Annotated in this window: 18 protein-coding genes; 8 read left to right on the top strand and 10 right to left on the bottom strand. The window is 62.9% G+C overall.

Annotated features, from left to right (window positions below):
- Window positions 1-76: 76 nt before the first annotated feature.
- Window positions 77-1330 carry a glycerate kinase type-2 family protein gene (locus ACX3OZ_RS18430; RefSeq protein WP_459094490.1) on the bottom strand — a complete coding sequence of 418 codons (1254 nt, stop codon included), beginning with the start codon at window positions 1328-1330 and terminating at the stop codon, window positions 77-79.
- A gap of 114 nt (window positions 1331-1444) precedes the next feature.
- Here ACX3OZ_RS18430 and ACX3OZ_RS18425 point away from each other — a divergent pair, with 114 nt between their 5' ends.
- The 5 genes from ACX3OZ_RS18425 to ACX3OZ_RS18405 all read left to right on the top strand — a co-directional run bounded on the left by ACX3OZ_RS18425 (window position 1445) and on the right by ACX3OZ_RS18405 (window position 4242).
- On the top strand, window positions 1445-2137 hold the full coding sequence (locus tag ACX3OZ_RS18425) for a DUF1045 domain-containing protein (RefSeq protein WP_459094489.1): 693 nt from the start codon (window positions 1445-1447) through the stop codon (window positions 2135-2137).
- A complete protein-coding gene (locus tag ACX3OZ_RS18420; RefSeq protein ID WP_459105143.1) occupies window positions 2134-3273 on the top strand; it encodes an alpha-D-ribose 1-methylphosphonate 5-triphosphate diphosphatase in 1140 nt (379 codons plus the stop codon). Before ACX3OZ_RS18425 ends, ACX3OZ_RS18420 begins: the two co-directional genes overlap by 4 nt.
- Before the next feature lie 3 nt (window positions 3274-3276).
- Window positions 3277-3843, top strand: a complete 567-nt coding sequence (gene phnN, locus ACX3OZ_RS18415) for a phosphonate metabolism protein/1,5-bisphosphokinase (PRPP-forming) PhnN (RefSeq protein ID WP_459105141.1) — start codon at window positions 3277-3279, stop codon at window positions 3841-3843.
- A gap of 65 nt (window positions 3844-3908) precedes the next feature.
- Window positions 3909-4058, top strand: a complete 150-nt coding sequence (locus tag ACX3OZ_RS18410) for a hypothetical protein (RefSeq protein ID WP_459094487.1) — start codon at window positions 3909-3911, stop codon at window positions 4056-4058.
- Between the two features lie 4 nt (window positions 4059-4062).
- Window positions 4063-4242 (top strand): hypothetical protein, encoded by a 180-nt coding sequence (locus ACX3OZ_RS18405; RefSeq protein ID WP_459094486.1) that lies wholly within the window; start codon window positions 4063-4065, stop codon window positions 4240-4242.
- Between the two features lie 165 nt (window positions 4243-4407).
- On the opposite strand, the gene ACX3OZ_RS18400 is transcribed toward ACX3OZ_RS18405, so the two are convergent.
- Window positions 4408-4629, bottom strand: coding sequence for a hypothetical protein (locus ACX3OZ_RS18400; RefSeq protein WP_459094485.1), 222 nt, complete (start codon window positions 4627-4629; stop codon window positions 4408-4410).
- 528 nt (window positions 4630-5157) lie between these two features.
- Between ACX3OZ_RS18400 and ACX3OZ_RS18395 the strand changes: the two genes are divergently transcribed.
- A complete protein-coding gene (locus tag ACX3OZ_RS18395) occupies window positions 5158-6207 on the top strand; it encodes a LacI family transcriptional regulator (RefSeq protein WP_459105140.1) in 1050 nt (349 codons plus the stop codon).
- Between the two features lie 204 nt (window positions 6208-6411).
- Here ACX3OZ_RS18395 and ACX3OZ_RS18390 read toward each other — a convergent pair whose 3' ends face one another.
- Together ACX3OZ_RS18390 and rirA are read right to left on the bottom strand one after the other, a co-directional pair.
- Complete coding sequence (locus ACX3OZ_RS18390) at window positions 6412-8232, bottom strand: ABC-F family ATP-binding cassette domain-containing protein (RefSeq protein WP_459105139.1); 1821 nt, start codon at window positions 8230-8232, stop codon at window positions 6412-6414.
- 433 nt (window positions 8233-8665) lie between these two features.
- Complete coding sequence (gene rirA / locus ACX3OZ_RS18385; RefSeq protein WP_459094482.1) at window positions 8666-9127, bottom strand: iron-responsive transcriptional regulator RirA; 462 nt, start codon at window positions 9125-9127, stop codon at window positions 8666-8668.
- Window positions 9128-9346: 219 nt separating this feature from the next.
- On the opposite strand from rirA, the gene ACX3OZ_RS18380 reads away from it, so the two are divergent.
- Window positions 9347-9688, top strand: coding sequence for an HU family DNA-binding protein (locus ACX3OZ_RS18380; protein WP_459105138.1), 342 nt, complete (start codon window positions 9347-9349; stop codon window positions 9686-9688).
- Here the strand turns inward: ACX3OZ_RS18380 and ACX3OZ_RS18375 are convergent.
- The 6 genes from ACX3OZ_RS18375 to ACX3OZ_RS18350 all read right to left on the bottom strand — a co-directional run bounded on the left by ACX3OZ_RS18375 (window position 9643) and on the right by ACX3OZ_RS18350 (window position 18593).
- The gene (locus tag ACX3OZ_RS18375; RefSeq protein ID WP_459094480.1) at window positions 9643-10860 is read right to left on the bottom strand and encodes an ROK family transcriptional regulator; all 1218 of its coding nucleotides are present in this window, start codon (window positions 10858-10860) and stop codon (window positions 9643-9645) included. The genes ACX3OZ_RS18380 and ACX3OZ_RS18375 overlap by 46 nt on opposite strands.
- A 242-nt stretch (window positions 10861-11102) precedes the next feature.
- A complete protein-coding gene (locus tag ACX3OZ_RS18370; RefSeq protein ID WP_459094479.1) occupies window positions 11103-12158 on the bottom strand; it encodes an ABC transporter ATP-binding protein in 1056 nt (351 codons plus the stop codon).
- A 10-nt stretch (window positions 12159-12168) separates the two neighbouring features.
- A complete protein-coding gene (locus ACX3OZ_RS18365) occupies window positions 12169-15369 on the bottom strand; it encodes an alpha-mannosidase (protein ID WP_459094478.1) in 3201 nt (1066 codons plus the stop codon).
- Entirely contained in the window at window positions 15366-16181 is an 816-nt protein-coding gene (locus ACX3OZ_RS18360; protein ID WP_459094477.1) for a carbohydrate ABC transporter permease, read from the bottom strand. Before ACX3OZ_RS18360 ends, ACX3OZ_RS18365 begins: the two co-directional genes overlap by 4 nt.
- Window positions 16181-17071: a carbohydrate ABC transporter permease gene (locus tag ACX3OZ_RS18355; protein ID WP_459094476.1), complete on the bottom strand. Its 891-nt coding sequence runs from the start codon at window positions 17069-17071 to the stop codon at window positions 16181-16183. Before ACX3OZ_RS18355 ends, ACX3OZ_RS18360 begins: the two co-directional genes overlap by 1 nt.
- Window positions 17072-17276: 205 nt before the next feature.
- The gene (locus ACX3OZ_RS18350; RefSeq protein ID WP_459094475.1) at window positions 17277-18593 is read right to left on the bottom strand and encodes an extracellular solute-binding protein; all 1317 of its coding nucleotides are present in this window, start codon (window positions 18591-18593) and stop codon (window positions 17277-17279) included.
- A 268-nt stretch (window positions 18594-18861) separates the two neighbouring features.
- Here ACX3OZ_RS18350 and ACX3OZ_RS18345 point away from each other — a divergent pair, with 268 nt between their 5' ends.
- Window positions 18862-19896 (top strand): LacI family transcriptional regulator, encoded by a 1035-nt coding sequence (locus ACX3OZ_RS18345; RefSeq protein WP_459094474.1) that lies wholly within the window; start codon window positions 18862-18864, stop codon window positions 19894-19896.
- The last annotated feature ends 9 nt before the right edge of the window (window positions 19897-19905 follow it).

The following is a 19905-nucleotide window of genomic DNA, read 5'->3' as shown; positions in this document are numbered from 1 at the left end:
CGAAAAGTCGCCGTATAGAACAGAGCTGCCCCCGCTCTGCCAAGGGTAATTGTATGATTATTTTAGGCGATGCGCCTTACCGCACCAGGATCGCCCGGAAATCATTGACGTTGGTGCCGGTGGGGCCGGTGATCAGCAGGTCGCCAATGGTGTTGAAGGCGGTCCAGGCGTCATTATTGGCCAGGGAAGCCAGCGGGTCGATGCCGGCCTGGCGCAGCCGCGTCGCGGTGCCGCCATCGACAAAGGCCCCGGCATTGTCCTCCGAGCCGTCAATGCCATCGGTATCGGCGGCCAGCGCGGTGATGCCGTCCAGCCCGTCAATGGCGATGGCCAGCGCCAGGAGGAACTCACCATTGCGCCCGCCCCTGCCCTTGCCGCGCAAGGTCACCGTGGTTTCGCCGCCCGAGAGCAGCACGGCGGGTTTAGCAAAGGGGCGATTGCGCAGGGCGATTTCGCGGGCCATGGCGGCGTGGACCTGGGCCACGTCGCGGGATTCGCCCTCAATGGAATCGGAGAGAATGGCGGCTTCGACGCCGTGTTGGCGCGCCAGCTCGGCCGCTGCCTCCAGCGATAGTGCCGCCGAGGCGATGGTGCACACGCTGTTGCGGGCAAACACCTTGTCGTCGGGGAGCGGAGCCGGATTGTTGTCGCTCGCCAGCAGGCTTTGGGCGCGGGGCGGCAGGTTGAGCTGGTACAGTTCGGCATATTGGCGGGCCAGCGCCCGCGAGCCGGCCAGCGCAATGGTCGGGCCCGAGGCCACCACCGCCGGATCGTCGCCGGGCACATCGGACACCACCAGAGTCGCCACCTGCGCCGGGGCGCAATGGGCAGCCAGCCTGCCGCCCTTGATGGTGGAGAACTGGTTTCGGATCAAATTCATCACCGAGATCGGCGCGCCCGAGGCCAGCAGCGCCCGGTTGATGGCCTGCTCGTCATCCAGCGTCAGCCCCGGCGCTGGCGCCGGCAATAGCGAAGAACCGCCGCCCGAGATCAGCGCCACCACCAGATCGTCCGGGCCGAGGCCCGACACCGTCTCCATGATGCGGCGCGCCGCCAGGAACCCGGCTTCGTCGGGGACCGGATGGGCGGCTTCGACGATTTCGATGCGCTCGCAGGGCTCGGCATAGCCATAGCGCGTCACCACCAGCCCGCTGAGCGGACCATCCCAGGCCAGCTCGAAGGCTCGCGCCATCTGCGCCGAGGCCTTGCCGGCGCCGATGACGATGGTGCGGCCGGCGGGGCGTTCCGGCAGATGGCGGCGCACCGCCAAGGCGGGCTGGGCCTGCGCCACGGCGTGGCGGAACATCTGTTCAAGCAGGGCGCGGTCCATAGTCTCTCTCGGCTTGCGATTCGGTGGCGGCAAGGGTAGCCAGCATTGGGTCGGCTGGACAATTGTCAAACGGACGACACACAATATGCCTAGCGGCAGGGTCAAGGAGTACCGATGACCGAACGATTCGCGATCTATTTTGCCCCGTCCGCCACCAGCAATCTGTGGGAGCGCGCCGCCACCTGGCTGGGGCGCGACGCCAGCGATGGCGATCTGTTCAGCGGTCCGGTGGCCGGCATTGATCGCAATCGCCTGCTCAATCTCACCCAGTCGGCCAATCGCTATGGCTTTCACGCGACGCTCAAGGCGCCGATGCGCTTGGTGGACGGCGCCAATGAGAGTGACCTGCGCGCCGCGCTCGGTGAATTTGCCGCCAAGCATGAGCCCTTCGATATCGGTGTGCCCAAGATCGCTTCGCTTGATGGCTTTCTGGCGCTGCTGGTCGAGGACAATGACGCGCTGCAGGATTTTGCCGCCCATGTGGTGGAGGATTTTGACCCGCTGCGCGCGCCGATGTCGGCCAAGGAGCAGGCCAGTCGCGCCAACAAGGGGCTCAGCGAACGCCAGCTCGAACTGCTCGGCGCCTATGGCTACCCCTATGTATTCGAGGAATTCCGCTTCCACATGACGCTGACCGACCGACTGGCCGAAACTGACGCGCATGACATCGCGGTCGCCGCCGCCACCTGGTTCGGCCCGGTGCTCGACCAGAAGCTGCAGCTTGATCGGCTCAGCCTGTTTCATGAACCCGACGCGGGCAAGCCGTTCCGTCGCGTGGCCGATTTCAAGCTTGGAGCCGGCGCCTGATGACTGACACCAATTTTGCCAATGCGCGCATCGTGCTCGGCGATGCAGTTATCGAGGGCGGCCTCGCCACCAAGGACGGGATCATCACCGCCATCGACACCGGCGGCGCTGGTGTCGGCGAGGACATGGATGGCGACTATCTGATTCCGGGCCTGGTCGAGCTGCATACCGATCATCTGGAAAGCCATTACCGGCCGCGCCCCGGCGTGTTCTGGGACGCCATGGCGGCATTGCATGCCCATGACGTGCAGATCATCGGCTCGGGCATCACCACGGTATTCGACGCGGTGCGCATCGGCTCGGACCCCGACCTGCCCGATATGGGCCAGCATGTCGACCAGCTAACCGGCGCCATTGCCAGCGGCCGGGCCGGCGGCTGGCTGCGGGCCGAACATTTTGTGCATCTGCGCTGCGAATTGCCGACGCCCGATGTGATCGAACAATTCGAGGCCCATGCCAGCCATGCCCAAACCCGGCTGGCCTCGGTGATGGACCACACGCCCGGCCAGCGCCAGTTCAGCTCGCTGGAGGACTATAAGCGCTTCTACAAGGACAAGATCGGCCGCAGCCAGACCGAGCTGGACGAATATCTCGATGCCCGCCAGGCCGAGCATGATCGCTATTCGGCGCCCAACCGCGCGCATATTGTCGCCCGCTGTCGTGAACTGGGCCTGCCGCTGGCCAGCCATGACGACACCACTTTGCTGCATGTCGAAGAGGGCGTGGCCGACGGGGTGGCGATTTCCGAATTCCCCACCACGCTGGAAGCTGCCGCGGCGGCGCATGACGCCGGCCTCGCCATTTTGATGGGGGCGCCCAATGTGGTGCGCGGCCGCTCGCATTCTGGCAATATTTCGGCCACCGATCTGGTGCGGGCCGGACTGCTGGATATTCTGAGTTCGGACTATGTGCCCTTCGCCCTGCTGCAGGCCGCCTTCGTGTTGCCGCAGCGCGTCGATGGCCTCGAGTTGCCCGCCGCGTTGGCGACGGTGACGCGCAACCCGGCCAAGGCCGCCGGCCTCGATGACCGGGGCGAGATCGCCATCGGCAAACGCGCCGATCTGGTGCGGGTACGGGTGATCGATGGCCTCCCGGTGGTGCGTAGCGTCTGGCGGCAAGGGCAAAGGGTCAGCTAAAACATGGCGCGTACCCTCGGTGCCCTGGTCCTGATCGTCGGCCCCTCGGGAGTCGGCAAGGACACCTTGATCACCGGGGCGCGGCAGGCGCTGGAGAATGACAAGCGCTTCGTCTTCGTGCGTCGCGTGGTCAGCCGCCCGACCGATGCCGAAACCGAGCCGCATGATGGGCTCGACGCGACAATCTTCCACCAGATGGAGGCGGCGGGGCGCTTTGCCCTCGCCTGGGACGCGCATAATCTGCGCTATGGCCTGCCGCTGAGCCTCGATACCGATCTGGCGCTGGGCAAGATCGTCGTCGCCAATGTCTCGCGCCATGCGGTGAGTGCCGCGCTGGCGAAATATCCCAGTTGCGCCGTGGTGCTGATCAGCGCCGAAATCTCGCGTCGGGCCGACCGCCTGCGCCGCCTCGGACGCGAAAGCGGCGACCAGATCACCGCCAGACTGGCGCGCGAAACGGCTCCGGTGCCGGCTGGCATCAGCCCGATCATGATCGACAATTCCGGCCCGGTCGCCATTGGCGTCACCGCGCTGGTGATGGCGCTGCGGGCCATCGTCACCCAGGAATAATGCAATGGATTGAACCCTTTGCCACCTGGCGCGTTGCTCCAGCACAACAGCGTCAGGAGTTCTCTATGAGTCGCAATGGTCTTTATGCCGTGGTCGCCATTCTGCTGATCGCCCTGGTTGGCTTCGGCATCTATACCTATCAGCAGGAGCAGGCCCGGCCCGGCATCGAAGTGCGGGTGGACGATGGCGGCATTTCCATCGATGGCAATGGCTAAAGCCGTGGACGACCGCCGCCAGGTGATTGCCGCCGCCATCACCAAAGAGCTGGAACGGCAGGGGCAAGCGGCGTCGATTGACGTCGCTGCCTTGGCACGCGTGATCGATGCGGCCCTGACGCCCCCGCCAAGCGATGGCGAAGGCCGGCACCCCGACGAGTTGAATGCAACGAATGATGACTGAGAGGCAGGGCTGATTACAGCCTCGCCCGCAGGTCACCCCGGCCTTGAGCCGGGGGCCATCCCCGACCGCGACGTTACCGCCCATCTCAGGATGGGTCCCGGCTCAAGGCCGGGATGACACCGTGGGTGTTGATGGCGTGGCAAAGCCACTCAATTCGAACAGCGATTACGCCGCGTCGGCGCTGCCCTTGCGGACGGCCTGGGAGACCGCGAAATGGGCCTTTTCGACGGTTTCGAACTGCTGGCCGTCAATGGCGAAGGCCGGTAGCTTCACCGCGAGAAAGCGGTAGCCGTCGGCATGCGGCACCACGACGCCAAGCGGTTCCCCGGCGACTTCGATGACGATGGGCTTATGGGCCTTGGCCCGGTCGAGACTGCGTTCCTGCATTTGTGGACGCTCCACTTGCACAATGCACAGGCCAAAAATCTGGAAGCTGGTGGGGATGCACCATGCTGGCCGGCATTGCTGGGGGTTTATCGAGAGTCTGAGACGAAAGCGTGACAGGGGTCACATTCGTTTCGAGCGACAAATCCCTTGGCGGCGTTTGGCCTGGAGTGCGCTGCGTACGAGCGGATAACCGGCATGGATGGTGAAGCTATTCGAAGTGGTCATCTTCAGTCCTTTCCTGCTGGTTGAACGGCCCATACATCGGCAGGTGCCGATGCAGTGCTGGCAAGATAAGAGCGTTTGGGCGGGATTACTAGACGTTTCCCGACCAGAGAATGCAGAAAAACGAGAAAAGACGTCCCCACTTTGGTCGCACACCAGGACTATAAACCCTTGTGATATCATGATGTACGTTCATCAGCCGCTTGGCGATTGCGGCGGCGCTTGAACTGGGCCGGACAATCTGGTGTTGTCGCCCTTTAATGAAGCGTCCCGCCCGACCAAAGCGGGTTCCGGGGGAATATAATAGTGTCCGAAGACGACGTGCCCGTAGCTGCCAAGAGCAAGCGCGGCGTCAAGCCATCCGGCAAGCCAACGCTCAAGACCATTGCGCAGATGACGGGACTCGCCGTCACCACCATTTCACGCGCCCTTAACAATGCCCCCGAGCTGGCGCAGGATACGCGCGACCGCGTGCAGAAAATCGCCGCCGAAATCGGCTATCTGCCCGACCGGGCAGCGTTGCGCCTCAAGACCGGCCGCACCAATGTCATTGCGCTGGTGCTGGAGCCGGACGAGCAGATTTACGGCTTTGGTTCATCCATCGTCACGGGCCTGACCGAAGCTTTGCGCAATACGGCGTTTCACGTCGTCATCACGCCGCTGTTTCGCGGGGTCGAGCCGATCGAGCCGATCCGCCATATCGTGCGCAACCGCATGGCCGATGGCGTGATCTTCTCCAAGGCCGAGAGCTTTGACGAGCGCATCCGCTTTCTGCTCGACAACGACTTCCCCTTCATCAGCCATGGCCGCACCAATTGGCCCGAGCAGCATCCTTCGGTCGATTTCGACAACGAGGCCTTCGCCTATGGTGCGGTGCAGCGGCTGGTGGCCAAGGGCTGCAAGAAGGTGTCGATCATCCTGCCCGACAGCGCGCTGACCTATACCGACCACCTCAAATCCGGCATGGCCCGCGCCGCGCAGCAAGCCGGCATCGAGTATGAATTCGCCGCCGACGTGAATCTGAACAGCGCCACCGACGCCATCCGCACCTATGTGATGAAACGCACCAAGCGCCCCGACGCGCCCGATGGCTGGGTCTGCGCCTCCGAAGTGTCGGCGCTGGCGGTGATCGGCGCGCTCAATGATAGTGGTAAGGTGGTCGGGAAGACCGCCCATGTGGTGTCGAAACAGGCTTCGGAAATGTTCGCGCAATTCCAGCCTGGCGCCGAAACCGTATTCGAAGACTTCGTCGACGCCGGCCGCCATCTGGGCGCGCTGCTGCTGCGCCGCATCAGCGGCGAAGCGGCGGAAGAACTGCATTATCTGGCTGAGCCGAATTTCGGCTGGAAGGACTAGGGGGCGGGGGAAAGTCGCCCCGCTCACCGCACGTCACCCTCGGGCCTGACCCGAGGGCTCTACATTTTTTGCCGGCATGGCAAGGCCCCTCGGGTCAAGCCCGAGGGTGACGATCCAGTTCGCTTGTAGCAGCCGGCCCTGCGCGCATAGCGCTCCGGGCGTTCTTCGCCGCAAAGGTCCACCGGACCTTTGCCAAGAGGCTCATCACCCCTCCAGCTCTTCCCGCAGCAATTCGAGTTCGAGCCACTGTTCTTCCGCCGCAGCGCGCTTGGCCTCGGCTGCCAGCAACAGCTTGGACTGGGCCGCAAAGCCGCTCGGATCGCGGGTGTAGAAATTGGCGTCGGCCAGCTTGGCGTTGATCGCCTTGATCTCGTCTTCGAGCTTGTTGATCTGGCCCGGCAGGGTTTCCAGCGCGTGCTTTTCCTTGAAGCTCATCTTGCGCTTCGGCGCGGCCGAGGTGGCTGACGTGGTCTGGGCCAGGCTGGTCTTGCCGGGACGATGCGCCTTGGGCGCAGCTTCGCGCGCCGTCACGCCTTCGCCGCGCTGGATCACCATGTCGGAATAGCCGCCGGCATATTCGGTCCACACACCCTCGCCTTCGGCGATGATGATCGAGGTCGCCACCCGGTCGAGGAAATCACGGTCGTGGCTGACGATGATGGCGGTGCCAGCATAATCCGACACCATTTCCTCGAGCAGGTCGAGGGTTTCCAGATCGAGATCGTTGGTCGGCTCGTCCAGCACCAGGAAGTTGGACGGCAGCGACAGGGCACGGGCCAGCGCCACGCGGGCGCGCTCGCCACCGGAGAGCTTGCCGATCGGGGTATTGGCCTGTTCGGGATTGAACAGGAAGTCTTTCATATAGCCAACGACATGCTTGGGCTGGCCGTTGATCATCAGCGTGTCCGAACCGCCCCCGGTCAGCGCGTCGCGCAGGCGGGTATCAGCGTCGAGCTTGGCGCGGCCCTGGTCGAGCATCGCCAGTTCCAGCGCCGAACCCAGCTTGATGGTGCCGCTATCGGGCGCCAGCAGGCCGGTCAGCATCTTGATCAGCGTGGTCTTGCCGGCGCCATTGGGGCCAACAATGCCAATCCGGTCGCCACGTAGCACGCGGGTGGAAAAATCCCCGACAATGACGCGATCGCCATAGGTCTTGGCGATGTTTTCCGCTTCCACCACCAGCGCACCCGAGGTGCGACCCTCGGAAACCTGCATATTGACCGCGCCGGTAACCTTGCGCTGGTCGCGCCGGTCCTGGCGCAGATCGGCCAGGCGCTCGAGGCGACCAACATTGCGCTTGCGGCGTGCGGTGACGCCGTAGCGGATCCAGTGTTCTTCGCGCAAAATCTGGCGGTCGAGCTTGTGGCGGTCGCGCTCTTCTTCTTCCAGCACCTGGTCGCGCCAGCCTTCAAAGGCGGAAAAGCCCTTGTCGAGCCGGCGGGTGACGCCACGATCGAGCCAGACGGTGGCGCGGGTCAAATCGCTGAGGAAACGGCGGTCGTGGCTGATCAGCACCATGGCAGAGCGCATCGACTCCAGTTCCGCCTGCAGCCATTCAATGGCCGGCAGATCGAGATGGTTGGTCGGCTCGTCGAGCAGCAGAATGTCGGGCTTGGGCGCCAGCACCCGCGCCAATGCGGCGCGGCGGCCTTCGCCACCCGAGAGGTTTTTCGGGTTTTCTTCGCCGGTCAGGCCAAGCGAGCTGAGCAGATACTGCGCGCGATAATCGTCATCGCCAGGCCCGAGACCAGCCTCCACATAGGCCAAAGTCGTGGCGTAGGCGGAAAGGTCCGGCTCCTGCGGCAGATAGCGCAAGGTGGCGCTGGGCTCGAGGAAACGCACGCCACTATCGTGGGTGACATCGCCCGAGGCGATCTTGAGCAGGGTGGATTTGCCCGAGCCATTGCGGCCCACCAGCGCGATGCGCTGGCCGGGGGACACGATGAGTTCGGCGCCTTCGAGGAGCGTGGTGCCACCAAAGGTCAAACGGATATTCTGAAGCGAAAGAAGGGGTGCTGCGGCCATGGCGCGGATAGAGCATAGACCGCGCCCAAAGGGAAGGCTGACCGGGGCATGCCAGTACTGCGCGGGCTCGGCGAAAAAAGGCTGGTCAGGGCGTTGAGGACCCTGACCAGCCCGGGGAGACGGTAGCAGCAAGCACCCGTCATCTCGGCCGGGCGATGGCTGGCTGAAATCCCCTCAAACCAACCCGCCCGGTGATGCGGTGAGAGAACCACAAGTTATTATGACTGTCAAACTCATATTTTATGATGCATGCTGCAAGCAGAGCGGCTCACCCCACCATCGCACCCCTCACCCTAGCCCTCTCCCCTGAGGGGCGAGGGGATTTGGCCGGCGCTAGCCACAAATCCTGCCACATGCAGTCCCCTCCACCACCAACAAAAACACCCTCGGGCAAGGACCGAGGGTGCAAATCTGTGCAGCAAAAACCTGTGCCTTAGTGCGCCGGTTCCATCACCGCGTCGAGGGCCGACAGGCCGAGGCGCTGGCGGATGGAACGCTTTTTGCTGGCAAGGTCGGCGATGGTGTAGCTGGCCAGCACGTCGAAGAATGCGCCCAGCGCTTCACGCAGCGCCCCATTGAGCTCGCATTCCCCGATCAGCGGGCAATCGGCGCCATCCTCAAAGCATTCGGCCAGGGCGAAATTCTCTTCGGTCAGACGGATGGTATCGAGCAAGGTGATGTCTTCGGCATTTTTGCCCAGCCTGATGCCGCCATGGCGGCCGCGCACCGTGGCCAAAAGTCCGTTTTCCACCAACGGCTTGATCAGCTTGAACAGGAACAGCTCGGAAATATTATAGGCCTTGGCGATATCGGCGACGCGGCTCAGTTCCGGCGCATTAACGGCGCAATAGACCAGGGTGCGGATCGCATAGTTGGATTGACGCGTCAGTCTCACATCGGACCTTTCTGGGGCAGAACCCGGCTAGCAGCACAGGCCACAACGGCGGCCAAACGCGCCACGATTCGGCTTGTTTTGTCTCTTAGAATGCTCGCTAGCTTATAACCATTCTAAAAGAAGTCAACCAAACTTGATCGCGATATTCAGGTTATCGAACACCGGCTGGACAGCGACTTAAATTCTTCTTATGAACTTAACCGTGAGGGGGATCTTGAAGTGACCACAACAGTTACGCGGGCCATGCTCAGCGATGCAGCAGCTCGCCGCACGGGCCTGAGCAAGGCCGATACAGCCGCCGTGGGTGAAGCGATGTTTGCGCTGATCGCCGAGGCCCTGATGGCCGGCGAAAATGTGAAGCTGACGGCTTTCGGGACCCTGCAACTGCGCGATCGGGCCGAACGCATTGGCCGCAATCCGCGCACCGGCACCGAACACCGGATCGCGCCGCGCCAGACGGTGGTGTTTACCCCAGTGCTCAATTGCGTCAGGCGCTGGGCCAGTTGGCCGATGAATCAGCCAGCCAGATCCGCGAGAGTGCGTGAGAAAAAGCGGCGGTAGAGCGTCAGCTCCGCCGCACCGATGGCTGGCGCCAACCGACCGAGATGGCCGGACAGCACTTGCGGCGGCGTGTGAGGGGCGACCGGCAGCAGCCGCAATTCGGCCTCCAGCTGCGTCACCAACCGTGCGACGATCGGGGCCGGCAGAATGCTGTCGAGTACCACGAGCCCGGTTTCGATCACCGTCATGGTGTTGTGGACCACCCGCGCCAGCGCCGCGCCGCTGGCAATAATCCACTGTTCCAGCACCGGCTCAATGGCCACCCAGTCCCAGTCTTCGATGCAGTCGGGATCGACGGTGAAGCCGGCGGCCTTGAGCCCGGCTTCGAGCGCCGTGACCGAGGCGACGAAATGGGCCGCCTGCTGCTGCCCGTCAGCATCGCCGACCAGCATCGAGCCCAGATTGGCTGAATTGCCGCTCGGCCCTTCCCACAGCGTCCCCTGGCCGACAATGCCGGCGGCGATATAGCGGGAAATCAGGAAATAGATGAAGTTGGACGGTCGCGGCTTGTCGAAGGCAATCAGCTCGGCCCAGCAGGCGGCATTGCCGTCATTATAGGTGCTGACCGTGAGGCAGGTGCGCCGCTCCAGCTCGGCGACCAGATCGAGCTGTTGCCACAGCGCCCGCTGTGCCTCAGGTGCCGCCACCAGTGCCAGATTGTCGGCGATGTTGTTGGGTAGCGCGATCCCGATATCGAGGGTGCGCGCCCGCTGTTCATCGCTCAGCCCGGCCAGCAGCGTACCGATCATGTCGACCAGCTCGCCGACCAGCGTGCAGGCATCGGGAAAGTCGTGGCTGCGATGCTGGCGGACCGATACCTGCAAATGCAGATCGAGCAGCAGCACATCGATATGGTGCCAGCCGATTTCGACGCCGATGGCCAGCGCCCCTTCGGCTCGCAGGGAAATCGGCGTCGCTGGCTGACCGCGCCGTCCACGCAGCACTTCGCCGCGGGTGATCAGCCCGGCGCGATCCAGATCGGTGAGAATGGCGGAAACGGTTTGCGGGGCCAGCCCGGACAGGCGGGCAATCTCGGCATTGGACACGCCGGAATTGAAGGCAATCACCATCAGCACGGCGCGTTCATTGGCGCGGCGCAGGCCCTGATGCTGCAGGCCGCGCCCAGTTGAGTCGAACGCATCGCGTCCAGGCCCGGAAACATTCGGCGCCATCGGCAGACCCCACTATCACCGGATCGGACCGGCGTTCACTGAAGAAACGCCGGTCCGTCTGGTTCACCATCACTGCTATGAAACGATGTGCGGCGCCGCAAAACGACCGCAAATCCAGAATCGAGTATATGCCTGACAAGCATGTCAAACAGGGCCCGCCGCGCCAAGTCCCAGCGGTGATTGGATCGACAAGCGCGACCATTTGTCTATTGGGAGTTTTACCATTCCGGGTGTTGGAGGCGCTACCGCAACGCCCGGCCTGCTTCGTCGAACAGATGCACCGCTTCGGCCGGCAGGCCGATATGGATGGTCTGGTGCAGTTGCAAATCGGGGGCGCCGTCGAGTTTGACGGTGATGAGTTCGCCGTCGGGTAGTTCGACATAGGCCAGGGCGTATTCGCCGAACTGTTCGATGACGGACAGGGTGCCGGAGAAATGGGCGGTTTCGGGGGTAGCCAGCACCAGATGTTCGGGGCGGACGCCGAGGGTGCGGGCGGCAGCGAGTTGAGAGTGCTGCATAATCAGTAGCTTATCGCCCGGCAGGCCGAGACCGTTGGGCTGGGGGGAGACGGGGATAAAGTTCATGCGCTGGCTGGCGATGAAGCCGGCGACGAAGGTGTTGACCGGGTTGCGATAGAGTTCCAGCGGGGAGCCGACCTGCTCAATGCGGCCAGCATTGAGCACGACGATGCGGTCAGCCAAAGTCATGGCTTCGACCTGGTCGTGGGTGACGTAAATCATTGTGGCGTCTAGCGTATCGTGGAGTTTGGCGATTTCGATGCGGGTCTGGGCGCGCAAGGAGGCGTCGAGATTGCTCAGCGGTTCATCGAACAGGAACACCCGAGGATTACGCACAATGGCGCGGCCAATGGCGACGCGCTGGCGCTGGCCGCCGGACAGCGCCTTGGGCATGCGGTCGAGATAATCCTCGATCTGCAAAATCCGCGCGGCCTCGCGAACCCGTTGATCCACCTCGGCTTTTGGCGTCTTGGCCAGCTTGAGACCAAACGCCATGTTTTCGTAGACGCTCATATGCGGATAGAGCGCATAGGACTGAAACACCATGGCGATGCCGCGCTGCGGCGAGGGGATATCGTTGACGATCTTGCCGCCAATCGAGATCTGCCCGCCACTGATCGGTTCCAAACCAGCAATCATCCGCAGCAGCGTGGATTTCCCGCAGCCCGACGGGCCGACGAAAACCACGAATTCGCCCGACTTGATGTCGAGATCGACCCCGTGGACCACTTCGAGGTTGCCGTAGGATTTGCGCACTCCGCGCAGCGCGACATCGGCCATGATGGTCTCCTCAGGTTTCGATCAACAGCGTGGCGATCTCGAAGGGTCGCAGGCTGAGGGTGACGCTATTGTCCTTGATTTCCAAAGGCTTGCTGTCGCCCTCCTCCATCAGATTGACGCTGCGCACCGACTTGACCGGGATGCCGAAATGAATGGTGGCCTCGGCGCGAATATTGGCGTGCTCGAACAGACGCAGCACCACCGCGTCAGATTTTTCAGCCTTTTTGACCGTCTCCAGCGTGACGTTGGACTGGTCGACACTGGCAAAACTGAAGCAAGCATAGTCTGCCAGCATGCTGGCAGATTTCTTGCGGTTTCCGACCACTGCCACCGGGTTGTTGAAGCGCTCGGCGGCGCGATGCACATCGGCCAGATCGGCGACGCCATCATGAACGAAGAGGGCATAGCGCAGACGATGCTCGCCTCGGTCGGCTTGCGGATCGGGATGGGTAGAACCCCGGACCAGAGTCAGCCGTACGGACTGCTCCAGGCAGTCATAGGCGTATTTGCAATCGTTGAGCAGGGCGACGCCGAAATCGGCCTCGCTGAGATCGACCCAGCGATGCATCGAGGCTTCAAAGCGGGCCTTGTCCCAACTGGTATTGCGATGGGTCGGGCGCCGGACATGACCGAACTGGATTTCCGAGCGGATTTCGGAGGTGTTGAGGTCGAAGGGGAACTGGGCCTTGAGCACCGTCTGGCGCTCCTGCCAGTCGATGAAGGTGTCGAACTCCAGTTGCCGTGCGCCGGCGGCCAGAGAAATCACCTGGACGATCTTGGAGTTTTGGTAGGCGCGTTCGACGCGGAGGGCGGCGCGGTGCGGGCCGGTTTCGACGACGCTGACCGAGGATTTGCCATCGGCGAGCGGCCAGAACTGTTCCTCGAAATAGCGATCGATATCCCAGGCGTCCCATTCCATCGGCTTGTCTTCATAGGCGATGAGGCGGTTGGCCTTTTCGCCGGCGGCGAGGGTTTCGCGGTTGCGGGTTTTGTCGAAGATGGAGGTGATTTCGCCGGCCTTGTCGAAGCTGATTTTGAGCAGCTCGTTTTCGAGATGGGTGGCGGAGACCGAGAGTGGCGAAGAGCTGTTGGCTGCGCCGCCGGCGACAATCTGGCCAGCGGCCCAGCCGAGCGGGTTCAGCTCGGCAATGGGGGCGACGAAACTGGTGCTGCCATCGGCGGCGACAATCTGTTGCAGCGGATGGGTGCCGCCGGCGGTGGCGAGGGATGCGCCGTTCAAGGACGCATCGTCGCCGAGCTGCACCAGGCCGGAGCGGGTCTGGCCGGTGAAGTTGAACAGGCGGAGCTGGTCAGCGCCGGGCTTGGCGAAGGCCTGCGCGGCTGAATGCCAGGGGCCGTTCTGCGAGCCGAGGGTCGAAAAGATCTGGCCGTATTCGCTGTCGCTATCGACATAGACCTCGGGAATGGAGGTGCCGGGCAGGATGTCGTGGAACTGGTTGATCAGCACCAACTCCCAGAACTCGGCCAGCGTCTCGGTGGGATAGGGCGCGCCAGTCTCGACCAACGCCATGGCGCCGAGAAATTCCAGCTCGCGCAGCAGGCGTTCGGCCTTGCGGTTATTGGCCTTGTTCTTGGCAACCGAGGTCAGCGTGCCACGGTGATATTGCAGATAGAGCTCGCCATTCCAGGTGGGGAATTTGCTGCCCGGCGCATCCATGCGTTTGCCGAGCCGGTCGAGGAAGGGGACGATGCCTTCGAGCTTGACGCGAGGGGCGCCGGGAATGCCGCGCTCCATGCGGATGCCGCGCTCGATCATGCCGCGCGTCGGGCCACCGCCGCCATCGCCATAGCCGTAGCTCATCACCAGTTCGTTGTTGACGGCTTTGGGCTCGTAGCGCTTCCACGCGCCCATGGTTTCGGAGACCGAGAGATCGCCATTATAGGTGGTGTAGATGGCCTCGCTGTCGAATTTCTGGGCGGTGATCAGCTGCGCCTTGGTGGTGGTGCCGTCGATGCCGCGCCAGAAGAAAGTGTCATAGGGGTGGCGGTCGGTGTCGTTCCAGCTCAGCTTACTGGTGACGAAATATTTGAGCCCGGACTTGTCCATCACCTGCGGCAGGTTGGCGGAATAGCCAAAAGTGTCGGGCAGCCAGACGGTCTTGGGGTCGACGCCGAATTCTTCGAGGTGGAAGCGGCGGCCGCGCATGATCTGGCGGACCAGGGACTCGCCCGAAACGATGTTGACGTCGGGCTCCACCCACATGGCGCCTTCGATCTCGAACTGGCCGGATTTGACCCGCTCTTTCAGCCGCGTCCACAGCTCGGGATAGTCCTGCTTCAAAAAGTCGAAGAGCACCGACTGATTATACATGAAGATGAATTCGGGATATTCCTCCATCAGCTTGAGCACGGTGGCGAAGCTGCGCCCGGTCTTGTCGCGGGTGTGCATGACGCGCCACAGCCAGGCCACGTCGAGATGGGTCGAGCCGACAGCGGTGATTTGCGGCTGGGTCTCGGTATCGACCAGCGCATAGATTTCAGCGGCGATTTTTTCGGCGGCGCCCAGCGAAGCGGCGAAGGCTTCGGTGTGGCCACCGCGACGGTCCAGTGCGCGCAGCGAGCGGTCGATGATGGCCAAAATGGCGTGGCGGCGCGGATCGGACTGGTGCAGGCGGATGGCGACGTCGAGCGGGGTCTGCAAATCGTAATAGAGCTTTTCGGCGCGCTCATTGCGGATGAAGAATTCCACGGTGAAGCCGACCAGAGGCCGGTCGAAAAAGGTGAAGGCGTTGACCTGCAGCGTATGGCTGGTGCCGGGCTTGGCGTTGCGGGTGATCACCAGTTCGGTGTGATTGCCATCCAGCGCCTGGGCGATGTGGCCATCGAGATAGGCGAGGCATTGCGGATCGGTCGAGCCGGGGCGGTCCTGCCACTGGCTGGTGAATTTGAGCACGAGTGTTTGCCCGGCGGCGGCCTTGGGCACGGTGACTTCGGCGGCAAACCAGGTGTGGCCCTGCTTCTTGGCCCAGACCGAATGCGAGCCGAATTTTTCCCAAGCGCGCCAGTCGGCACCCAAGGCGGCTTCGGCGGCGACGTCGTCGCGCTGCACATGCCACTGGAACGGCGCATCGTGTATCGGGGTGAGGATTTTCTGCTCCAGATCGGCGCAGAGCCGCAGCAGCTTCCCCTCCATCTTGAGATCATCATCCAAGAGGCCCAGCTTGGACGAAAGGGGGTTGGAATAAGTCATCCTTTAACTCCGACACCGGCGAAACCTGTGTTCATGTTGCGCCGTAACAAGAAATAAACGCCGACCGCCGGCGCTGCGTAGAGAATGGAAAAGGCGGTGAGGAAGCCGTAATTGATGGCCCCCTGCACCCCGAAGGCCGCGTAAAGTCCCACCGACATCGGGAAGGCATCCTGCACGCGGGCGAAAATCAGCGGCAGCAGGAACTCGTTCCAGGCGCCGGTGAAACTGAAGAACCAGACCACGGCAATGCCGGCCCGCGACATCGGCAGCACGATCTTGCTGACGATCTGGAACAGGTTGGCTCCCTCGACATAAGCGGCTTCCTCCAGCTCGATCGGCACGGTGTCGAAGAAGTTTTTCAGCAGCAGCAAAGTGAAGGGGAGATTGAGAATGGTCAGGGCGATGATGACACCGAACTGATTGAGCAGCCCGCCGCGCTGCGCCGCAAAATACAGCGGCACCAAGACGCCGGCCGAGGGCAGCATGCGCAGCAGTACCAGGGTCCAGAGGAAGGCATTGCGCCCCGGAATGCGCAGGCGGGATAAAGGATAGGCCGCCGAAATGCCGACCACGACGCTGAGCGTGGCGGTGCCGGCGGCGATCAGCATGGAATTGAGGAATTGCCGCCCGGCACTGCCGCTGACGGCGAGGGCGAAATTATCGAGCCCGATGGAGCGCGGGATTTCCAGCTGGCCGGTGGATAGCGGATTGAAGGCGTTGAGGATGAGCCAGGAAAACGGGCTGATCCAGATCACGGCCATGAAGCTGAGCGCGATGGCGGTGATGCGGGAGGTGGTGGCGTTGGACTCCATTATTTGGGCTCCCGCAGCATGCGCAGATAGACCAGCGACAACAGCCCGACGATGATCAGCATGGCCACCGAAATGGCGCTGCCAAAGCCCAGATTGCCGCGCGCAAAGCTCTGATTATAGAGGAACACCGCCAGGGTCTCGGTCTGCCGGCCCGGACCACCGCCGGTCATGGCGTAGATCAGCGGGAAATAGGTGAAGGTCCAGATGGTGATGAACAGCATATTGGTGGCGATATGCGGCCGGATGATCGGCAGCTGTACCAGCCAGATGCGCTGGAACGGCGTTGCCCCATCGACCTTGGCCGCCTCGACCACCTCGCGCGACACCGAATCCAAAGCCGCCGAAAACAGCAGATAGGACCAGGCGGTGCCCTTCCAGATATTGGCGATGGTGACGACCGGCAGCGCATAGGTGTTGATGAAATTGATCGGCGGGAAGCCGAGCGGCACGACGATGAGCTGATTGATCAGCCCGGTCTGGCTGGTGGTGGCCGACCACAGGAAGGCGGCGACGATATCGGGCAGCAGCCAGCCCAGCATGATGCAGACTTCCACCACGCTGCGAATGGTGCTGGCGCTGCCGCGCAGGGTGGCGGCGAGCAGGAATCCCAGCACCGACTGGCCGACAATGGCCGAGAAGAACACGAAAATGACGGTGGTCCAGAGCGATTCCAGAAAGCCGCGGCGGGTGAACAGGCGCTCGAAATTCTCGAAGCCGACCCAGCTCCATTCGACCGATTTTTTGCCGACCAGGGCCAGATCGGTGAAGCTGAAGGCAAAGGCCCAGGCGGTGAAATACAGCAGCGCCGCAATCAGCAAAGCCGCCGGCAGCATGCCGAGAAAGAGAACCAGGAGATTGCTGGTGAGCCAGGGATTGGCCTGGTTTTTCATGGGGCGGTTCTCACTCACACAGACCGTTCAAAAGACTCGATGTCATCCCGAGATGCCTGGCTGGGCCACCTGGCGGCTGGGCCGAAATCTCGGGATGGGCCCCGGCTCAAGGCCGGGGTGACACCGTGCGTGTGGGGACGTCATCGAAAACTCCCGTCACGGCGGCACCCGGAGGACAGTGGGCGCCGCCGCGTCGGGAGGGGACTCAGTCGTAAGTGATGACGTTCTCTTCGCCGAACTCATCGACCAGCGCGTCGTGGTACCCCTGGACAACCTCGTCGACGCTGGCGCCGTCGAGAATGTCGGAGGTGGCCTGCTGGACCAGGGCGGAGACCGTCTGATAGCCCGGGATGGTATCGCGGCCGGTGGTATCGGCGGCGAGCGCCGTGGCTTCGGCCAGGAACGGATCGGCGGTATATTCCGGGGATTCCGAAATATCGGTGCGCACGCCCATGCGGTGATTGGCGAGCGTCCAGGCCTTGAAGTTGGCTTCGTCGAAAATCGCCGTCACCAGCTTGAAGGCCATCTCCTTGTCGGCAGCCTTGGCGTTGATGCCCAGGGTCCAGCCGCCCGAGATATTGGTGGTGGCCTTGGTGCCCGGCTCACCCGAACCCGGCCATGGCGTCCAGCCGACCTGCGCGTCGCGGTCTTCGCGGCTTGGGGGATTGTTGCAATCCCACAGGCACGCATCTTCCCACGAACCGGAGGCCAGAATGCCCAGCTTGTCATCGGCCAGTGCCTGGCGTACGGCGGCGCCGATATCGGTGGCGTAGTTGAGATCGGCCGGGTTCAGCTCTTTTTCGACAAACACCTGATGGTAGAGCTCGAAGGTGCGGCGCAGGGCCGGGCTGTCGCCGATCCACTGGTTGGTGTCGCGCTTGAGCAGGCGGTTACGGTCACCATCGGGTACGTCGGCACCGAGCAGCGCCATGTAGAAGCCCTGCATGGTGGTGGCTTCGCCCTGCTTGATGCCGGCCGGCAGCTGGAACGGATACTGGACGCCGGCATCCTTGAGCTTCTGGGCGGCGTCGAGCACGTCAGCCCAGGTCTTGGGCTGCCACGGCAGGGCAATGCCGGCTTTTTCCATGTTGGATTTATCGTACCACAGCATGCGCACGTCGGTATCGGTGGGCAGGGCATAGAGCTGGCCCTGATAGGACGCCACTTCGAGCAGGCCGGGCAGATAGAATTTATACTGGTCCCAATTGGCGGCCATGGCGTCGAGCGGCTCGAGATAGCCGGCGGCGGCCAGTTCGGACACCATGAAGCTATCCACCAGATCGACGTCGGCGGCGGTGCCGGCGCTCAGATCGAGCGCGATGCGCTGGTCATAGCCCTGCCCCGGCAGCTTGATGGCGTTGACCTTTTCGCCGGTCGCGGCCTCGAAGTTCTTGATGCCGGATTCGATCAGGGAGCCGAAGCTTTCCATATACATGATCGACACTTCGGCCTGTGCGGGGATCGCGGCACTCGCCAGCAGTGACAGCGCGGCCACCGTGGTCAGAAAACCCTTTTTGAGCATCAACTCCTCCTCAGAAGCTCTCGCCGTCTCTGCTGAACGGCCCTGCGCCCTGGACCCTCACCCGAACGCAGGGGAAGGTAACCACATGTGATGCAACGTTGCAATTCTGAATCGTATTTGGTCAGGAAGGGTGACCTTGATGATAATTTACGTATATATTCCCGCTCGTTAGAGTTCTGCAATCGTTTCAGAAAACGCCTGCTTGCCACAATATCGTTGCAAAATTTGCGGTATTTGGTTTCGCCGGCGGCCAGTGTAAAACCATCACATGAGCAGCAAGATCATCGCAGACAGCAAAACACGGGCGGCGGGCCAGCGGGTCACGCTGCGCACCATCGCGGAAGTGACGGGACTAAGCCTGTCGACGGTATCGCTGTCGCTGCGCGGCGGCACCACGCTGAAGCAGGAAACCCGCGACAAGGTGGCCGAGGCCGCCAAGGCGCTGGGCTATATTCCCGACCGCGCCGGGGTACGCCTGCGCACCGGCAAGACCAATGTCATAGCGCTGGTGCTGGACGGGGCCGAGGACTCGATCGACTTCGCCCGGCAGATGATCCAGGGCATCGGGCACGCCATCAAGGGCACGCGCTATCATCTGACGGTGATCCCCGAATTCGAGCGGCACCACTCGGCCGAAACCATCCGCTATATTCTGGATAACCGCACCGCCGATGGCGTGGTCATCACCCATACCGGGCCGCGCGACAAGCGCGTGCAGATGATGATCGATGCGGACTTTCCCTTTGTCAGCCATGGGCGCACCGAGTTTTACACGCCGCACCCCTATCATGACTTCCATTCCGAGGTGTTCGCCGCCATGGCGGTGGAGCGGCTGGCCAGCAAGGGCTGTCAGCGCGCCATGCTGGTGATCGGCGATGACAGCACCACCAATTACCACAATATCGTCACCGCCTTTCACCGGGCGACGGCGCGGGCCGGGCTGGAGGCGCGGGTGCTCGAAGGCACCCAGGGCCTGCCACCGGCCGAAATCCGCAAGCTCGGGCTCGATCTGGCCGGCCAGCCCGACCGGCCGGACGGCATTATCTGCGACAGCGAAATGCGCACCATCGCGCTGGTCGGCGGCTTGCAGGAAGGCGGGCTGGTGCTGGGGCGCGACGTGCAGCTGATCTACAAGCAGACCTCGGGCATTCTGCCGACGCTGTTTCCCAGCATGGACAGTATCCGCGAGGACGTGTTCGCCGCCGGGGGCGAGCTGACCCATCTGCTGCTGCGACGTATCGAAGGCAGCGACAGCGCCAGCCTGCAATCGCTCTCCGAACCGCAGCCGCATTGGCGCGGCTGACGCATTAGG

It is taken from the genome of Devosia sp. A369, assembly GCF_054489345.1.
Note: the sequence above shows the minus strand (reverse complement) of the source record. Positions and strands in the feature narration are given on the sequence as shown.

What these genes read in the sequence shown, in the direction of transcription:
- ACX3OZ_RS18430 (WP_459094490.1), bottom strand. Translation starts at nt 1,330, where the DNA reads ATGGACCGCGCCCTGCTTGAACAGATGTTCCGCCACGCCGTGGCGCAG.
- ACX3OZ_RS18425 (WP_459094489.1), top strand. Translation starts at nt 1,445, where the DNA reads ATGACCGAACGATTCGCGATCTATTTTGCCCCGTCCGCCACCAGCAAT.
- phnN (WP_459105141.1), top strand. Translation starts at nt 3,277, where the DNA reads ATGGCGCGTACCCTCGGTGCCCTGGTCCTGATCGTCGGCCCCTCGGGA.
- ACX3OZ_RS18410 (WP_459094487.1), top strand. Translation starts at nt 3,909, where the DNA reads ATGAGTCGCAATGGTCTTTATGCCGTGGTCGCCATTCTGCTGATCGCC.
- ACX3OZ_RS18400 (WP_459094485.1), bottom strand. Translation starts at nt 4,629, where the DNA reads ATGCAGGAACGCAGTCTCGACCGGGCCAAGGCCCATAAGCCCATCGTC.
- ACX3OZ_RS18390 (WP_459105139.1), bottom strand. Translation starts at nt 8,232, where the DNA reads ATGGCCGCAGCACCCCTTCTTTCGCTTCAGAATATCCGTTTGACCTTT.
- ACX3OZ_RS18375 (WP_459094480.1), bottom strand. Translation starts at nt 10,860, where the DNA reads ATGGCGCCGAATGTTTCCGGGCCTGGACGCGATGCGTTCGACTCAACT.
- ACX3OZ_RS18370 (WP_459094479.1), bottom strand. Translation starts at nt 12,158, where the DNA reads ATGGCCGATGTCGCGCTGCGCGGAGTGCGCAAATCCTACGGCAACCTC.
- ACX3OZ_RS18365 (WP_459094478.1), bottom strand. Translation starts at nt 15,369, where the DNA reads ATGACTTATTCCAACCCCCTTTCGTCCAAGCTGGGCCTCTTGGATGAT.
- ACX3OZ_RS18360 (WP_459094477.1), bottom strand. Translation starts at nt 16,181, where the DNA reads ATGGAGTCCAACGCCACCACCTCCCGCATCACCGCCATCGCGCTCAGC.
- ACX3OZ_RS18355 (WP_459094476.1), bottom strand. Translation starts at nt 17,071, where the DNA reads ATGAAAAACCAGGCCAATCCCTGGCTCACCAGCAATCTCCTGGTTCTC.
- ACX3OZ_RS18350 (WP_459094475.1), bottom strand. Translation starts at nt 18,593, where the DNA reads ATGCTCAAAAAGGGTTTTCTGACCACGGTGGCCGCGCTGTCACTGCTG.
- ACX3OZ_RS18345 (WP_459094474.1), top strand. Translation starts at nt 18,862, where the DNA reads ATGAGCAGCAAGATCATCGCAGACAGCAAAACACGGGCGGCGGGCCAG.